Source organism: Alteromonas alvinellae, from assembly GCF_902705805.1.
Map to the genome: position 1 here is coordinate 1 of NZ_CACSIH010000199.1, position 6,076 is coordinate 6,076.

General features: G+C 45.6%; 4 protein-coding genes. All 4 read right to left on the reverse strand.

Features of this window, described 5'->3' with window-relative positions; genetic code table 11:
- Positions 1-490: 490 nt before the first annotated feature.
- Positions 491-3,028, reverse strand: a complete 2,538-nt coding sequence (locus ACX5KA_RS14140) for a S8 family peptidase (RefSeq protein ID WP_458731471.1) — start codon at positions 3,026-3,028, stop codon at positions 491-493.
- Between the two features lie 12 nt (positions 3,029-3,040).
- Positions 3,041-4,030 (reverse strand): AAA family ATPase, encoded by a 990-nt coding sequence (locus ACX5KA_RS14145; RefSeq protein WP_458731472.1) that lies wholly within the window; start codon positions 4,028-4,030, stop codon positions 3,041-3,043.
- Between the two features lie 69 nt (positions 4,031-4,099).
- Complete coding sequence (locus tag ACX5KA_RS14150; protein WP_458731473.1) at positions 4,100-4,681, reverse strand: recombinase family protein; 582 nt, start codon at positions 4,679-4,681, stop codon at positions 4,100-4,102.
- Between the two features lie 331 nt (positions 4,682-5,012).
- Positions 5,013-6,076, reverse strand: a 1,064-nt coding sequence (locus tag ACX5KA_RS14155; RefSeq protein ID WP_458731474.1) for an FAD-dependent oxidoreductase, incomplete at its 5' end; no start/stop codon positions are given.

The following is a 6,076-nucleotide window of genomic DNA, read 5'->3' on the forward strand; positions in this document are numbered from 1 at the left end:
ATCGGATTGAACCGAAATGGGTGATCGGAAAGGGCCGGAACATGCACAAGCCCCAAAAGAAGGTCTCGTAAAAGGCTGTTGTGAGACCCATATTCCGTCATTCTGGTGAAATCCGCCGCCCAAATTCCGCTTGAGTCTCATAAAGTCGCTTTTCGAGACCTTGAAAGCAATAGTCAGCATTTCTCTGGACTGAGCTACTCCAAAAGGACTCGAAACGTTGGGTTTAGAGGGAAAGGAGGGTTAAAAGGTAGGCCCCGTCAGCGGCTGTGACGGGGAAGAGCTTCAAAATGGTTCACCAGGAGGTGTTTAGAAAGCTAATTTCAGCGATTACGGCGAAACCGTTTGGTAGCGCAACTTTCTAAACGGTCTGCGTTCACATAGAGCACAGCACATAGAGAAAGAACAAAGCCCACAAACCCAAGGGCGGTGTACATTGTAATGCTCAGATCTATCATAACTATTTCCCCCTTCAGTGGTGAACAAACTTAGTTTAAATTTCCACCGCAACTTGGTTTTCTATCGCTACCTGTATCTCATTCTCTATAGCAGAATAGATATCAACACTCTCGTCAGGAACTTCTATACTAACAAGAAGGCTAAATTTTACACTATGTTCCCAACGATCCTCAGCAGTTCTATACTTCCACCACCCGCCAACAGGAAAAACAGCTATCGTGTGCATATCAGCTAAATCTTGCGCACTGCCTATCCATTCGTCTGAATGCACCGACCCTCTTGTCCGAAGTTGCTCACCTAAAAACCACCCATCATTATCACCTTCAGGCCCATCGTAACCATCCATATTTGCCAAGCCATTTATATAAGACCGAAAATTTTCCAATGATTGACCAGGTCTTATTGTTTCAAATCTTAAACCATGTGATTGATAACTATATCTTGTACGGTACCCTCTTCGTCCTGGGTTGGGCTCTATAAAATACGACAAAGTAACCTTTAACTTAACCTCTAGATTGGGCGGCAGTTTTTGCAATTCTTGAAGCGGCCAAGGTAATTGGTAAAGTTTCATTTGATTCAGCTTAGGATCGGATGATGCACTAGCATCGTGAGGCTTAATAAATGGTTGAATCTCACCTTCTGCAACTAATGTGAGAGCGTGATCAGCACTATATCTAGCTCTATCAATATCAGTCACACCATAACCGACAGTACGCAACAACGTTTCTTTTGCTACCTTAGGACTGTGCACTGCACTGAGGAGTCCAAATCGCTCCATCATTCTTGGTGTCCACTCAGCTGAGTGGATAATTAAGCCTCGTATTGTTTCAGGCCAAAACTCAGGGTACTCAGCTGTTAATTGAGCTGCACATCTTGATACAAGCGCACACGCAGCACTTGTATCGCTACCTCTCTCAAAAACCTGACCAGTTGTTTTTCCTGATGTTGTTAATAGCCCGACCGTATCTTCATTGCTAACTTCTGTCTTATCCGGCGACAGCAGTCTATTTCCTCCTTCGGCAACAACATCAGGCTTTAGTGGAGCTTGTTTTCTCCAATCCCAATTGACAGAAGAGCGACTCGACGGAGCCACATCACCTTCTAAAGCAAATGGTGACCAACCTGCGAAATAGGGGTCATCGTTTGTTGTCAACTCCGTATATGCTCCGACAGTAATAGCATTCCATGCCTGCGCCGGATCTTCTATCTCCGCAAGGTTCACTTGATCCCAATAGTCCTGGTCAGGACGAATATCTAAATTGTTTCCGGCAGAAATAACAAAAAGCCTTCGTTTTCCATCCTGCATCCCCGAAGTAAACCGATCAATTTCTGCCGACCATGAAGAAGGCTTTCCACTTTCTCTTTCATGGTCAGAAGTGACAGCAAGACTATAAACTCGATTTAAATCAGGTCTATCCACTTCAAGCTTGTAAGCAGCTCCTACTGTTATAGCTCCATATAACAGGGGATCATTGTTACCTTGCGGGGGTATTATTCTTGCCGACTCAATGATATGCGATACGTGAATATCGTTATCGTCCAGTACAACATCCATCAAATTTCCAAACGCAGCAAGCCCTGCTTGCAAGGAGCCATGGTCATTAAATGGTGCTAGGGGGTTATATTGGTCGTATTTGGGCCACTCAGGATCCCAAGAGACTGAATATTCCTCACAGCTAACTGCACTTAACAAACGGTTGTTGTAATTAACTCCCGTATCAAGTATCGAAACACAGGTTGATATATTATCTGAAAGGGAAACTCTATCTGAAATGCTTTGGAGCCACTCCTGCTGCTCTTTTGGTGATGAGCTAATGATTGGGATTGGTGTATCCTTGGCTTTCCGAACTTCCTCTAAATTTGAAATTAGCTCAGGAGCTTTTTCTAAGTTATTTACGGTAGCTTTAATTAGCACGACAAAGGAGTTAAAGAACGAAATGGAAGTATTACCTAAACGACCACTTACACGTTCAGCTAGAGCCTCAGCTATTTCTTCAACGTTATCAACAGTATTTCTCTTCAACCATAATTCCCACCAGAAATCATCGTTTTTGTCCTTAGGGAAAAACTCTGAGGGATCGGTCCAAAAAGACTCCAAACTTGCAAGCCTGACCTCAGATATGCTGTCTATCAATGCATGATTCCTAGGAAATGAATCCCCATTTTTGTTCGGCTTTGAATCTTTCTGTGGGTCTAAATATTGCTGTATTTTTCTAAGAAATGTATCTCGGCGATCTTCTGGTATAAAAATGAGAGCTATTTCACTATTTTCCTTAATTTGGCAAGAGCAGAGCTTGAAGTCTCTATTATCTAAACTATCCAACGGTAACTTACATCCATCAACACTTATAACTTCAACATATATTCCTGAGTCATCAGTGATGGTTTCTATTTCTTGCTTTTTTTTCTGGTTGTAAGCATCCAGTAGATTCTGATACTGCTCCTCCAAATGCCTTCCATGTTGGTTTCTGTTGCGCACTGGAACACCTGGATTCCTTCCAGTCCTTTTAGATTTAAAGTCTTCGTTGATGAAAAAACTGGTTACATCTAAGTGCTTCCTTTTAGAAACCATAAAACGTCCTAATTAATTATTATTTCCTGATTGCCTTCTTGAGAAAGCTTTTAATAAAGTTTCACTTGTTATTTTTTCGTTGGAGCTCAAAACTGCCTCTTTAGCTGCATCTTCACAAGAACGAGTTATCTCAGCAGAGCTTAAACCATCAGCTGCTTCTGCAACCCTATCCCAATCAAAATCATCTGTATCAAAAAGCGACAAGCGATTTTGAATTAGCAAACATATCTGATTGAACTTTGGCTTTTCAAATTTAATAATGTCATCAAACCTTCTGTATAGAGCTTGATCCAATAACTCTGGGTGGTTTGTTGCTGCAACAATTATGCTTTCAGATTCGTCTTGCTCGACGAATAATAAGAAAGAGTTTAAAACCCGACGGATTTCTCCAACATCGTTGGATGATCCCCTTTGAGTTCCGATAGCATCAAATTCGTCAAAAAGATAAACTGCACGTGTTTGCTTTATATGGTCAAAAATCAATCGCAATTTTGCAGCTGTCTCGCCCATAAATCGTGTGATTAAGTTATCTAAAACGATTGTATAAAGCGGAAGCTTTAATTCCGTTGCCAACATTGATGCTGACATCGTTTTTCCTGTTCCAGGTGAACCAGTGAAAAGAAGCTTTCTGCGAGGCTGTAATCCAAACTTATTGAGTCTATCTTTTTGACGTTGTTCTAATAATACTTTTTCCATACGTTCATGTATGTCTTCAGAAAGAACAATTTCATTAAGACGAACACTATGAGGTGTTAACTCTAACAGGCCCTTTAACTCGTTGTTATTCTTCTGCGAAAAAGGGATAGCTCTAGTAGATGCTAATCCAAGCTTTTTATTCGAGCTCTGAGACCGTTCAACAAGATTCTTAATATCACTAGCTAGTTTGTTATGTCCCTGTCTTGCTTCTTTGGCAGCGACCTGAAGGGCAACAGAGTAAAAGCGCTGGTCGTCACGCTCAGCGTGACTTCTTAAAAGCGCTTTCAGTTGTTCCGCTGTAGCCATTATTTGATCTCCATAAAACAGGGTAGCCTCAATATTTTCGTGTATTTTAGTATGACAGATACGAAACTTTTAGTCCCGACTAGAATTTTGCACACTGACCACCCCGATATGATTATAGATAGTTGTTCTAGATACTCCATACCTTTTAGCAACATCTGCTACAGGAATCGAACCATCCTTGAGTAGAGCTTTAATCTCTCGAATGTCTTTCTGTTTCAGCTTTGGTTTACGTCCACCAAGTCGGCCACGTGCCCGCGCGGCCTTCAATCCAGCTCGTGTTCTCTCGCTGATTAGGTTTCTCTCAAATTCGGAAAGTGCAGCAAATACGTGAAAAACCAGCTTTCCAGAGGCACTTGTCGTTTCGATCTTTTCTTGAAGACTCTCAAATCCGATTCTCTGTTCTTCCAGGGTCGTCACGAGTTTGACCAAATCACCCAAGCTTCGTCCCAGACGGTCCAGCCTCCAAACCACCAACGTGTCGCCTGAACGCAGAGCTTTCAGGCAAGCCTCAAGCTCCGGCCTTTCAGTGTTCTTCCCACTGGCTTTGTCTTCATAGATGACCTGGCAGCCCGCTTTCTCCAAGGCATCCCTTTGGAGGTGCAGGTTTTGATCATCCGTTGAAACGCGGGCATAGCCAATACGTTGATTCATGTACAATTAATTTACATAGAAAAATATACGAGTATTTTAACAGATTGCACACCGAGAATCCATGCAAAATGGCACCTTCTCAATGTGTTCACGAAACGGTGGTTTTTTGGACACGCGGACGCCGCCCAGGAAGGGCAGAAAGATTTCGATTCGGTCGATCAAAGGAGGAAGTCAGAATGGGGGCCTTTTGGAAATTAATAGGTTACGATGAATGGGGCAATCGTCTTGTATTTGTCCTATAGAACTTTCACATGTGAAAGTTTTGGCTCCTTTCCAGATGGAAAAATGGGTGCGTAAAGCCCGCCGGGAGGGGACGTGCCTAAGTGTCATGCTATCCCGCACAGCAAGACAATTGTTTTACATCTTTGGTGAAGGTTTGAGCACATAACTTCAGCCCCTCGACCATGGTGAGATACGGAAACAATTCATCGCCGATGGCCTGCACGGTCATGCCGGCTCTGATCGCCATCACCGCGGTCTGGATCAGCTCACCGGCCTCACCGGTCACGGCCTGCACGCCCAGCAGGCGGCCGGATTCCCGCTCTGCGACCATCTTGATGAAACCATGCGTGTCGAAGTTCACCAGCGCGCGCGGTACGTTCTCAAGATCGAGCGTTCGGGTATCCACGGCAAAGCCCTGTTTTTCCGCCTCGGCTTCTGTCAAGCCCACCGTGGCAACCTGGGGATCGGTGAAAATCACTGCGGGCATGGCGCTGAGGTCAAGGCTGGCGTCACCGCCGGTCATGTTGATGGCAGCCCGGTTGCCGCCGGCAGCGGCCACGTAGACAAACTGGGGCTGATCGGTGCAGTCACCGGCGGCATAGATGCCAGGCTCGGTGGTTTGCATCTGCTTATCAATCCGGATGGCGCCTCGCTCGGTGGCAACGCCGATGGCTTCCAGGTTCAGATTCCCGGTGTTGGGTGTGCGACCACTGGCCACCAGCAACTGCTCTGCCTCCAAGATGCCGGCATTGGTCTGGACCGTGAAGAGGCTGCCGTTGTGGCTGATCTCGCTGGCCTGGGTCTGTTTGAGCACGTCGATGCCCTCACATCGGAAGGCTGCTTCCACAGCCTCGCCCACCGCCGGGTCTTCCTGGGACAGCACCCGGCTGCGGGCCAGAATGGTGACTTTACTGCCCAGGCGGGCAAAGGCCTGCGACAACTCCAGAGCAACGACTGAAGCGCCAATGACAATGAGGCGCTCGGGAATATGATCCAGTCCCAGCGCAGTAGTGGAGGTAAGATAGGGCGTCTCGGACAGTCCCGGAATGGGTGGTTCGGCAGGCCGGGCACCGGTGCCGATGAAGGCTTTGTCAAAGTGAACTTCCTGTTCACCGCCGTCGTTCAGCGTGACCTTTATTGTTCTAGGGGTTCTAGGGATTTTCCCCTCTAAAA

What these genes read in the sequence shown, in the direction of transcription:
- ACX5KA_RS14140 (WP_458731471.1), bottom strand. Translation starts at nt 3,028, where the DNA reads ATGGTTTCTAAAAGGAAGCACTTAGATGTAACCAGTTTTTTCATCAAC.
- ACX5KA_RS14145 (WP_458731472.1), bottom strand. Translation starts at nt 4,030, where the DNA reads ATGGCTACAGCGGAACAACTGAAAGCGCTTTTAAGAAGTCACGCTGAG.
- ACX5KA_RS14150 (WP_458731473.1), bottom strand. Translation starts at nt 4,681, where the DNA reads ATGAATCAACGTATTGGCTATGCCCGCGTTTCAACGGATGATCAAAAC.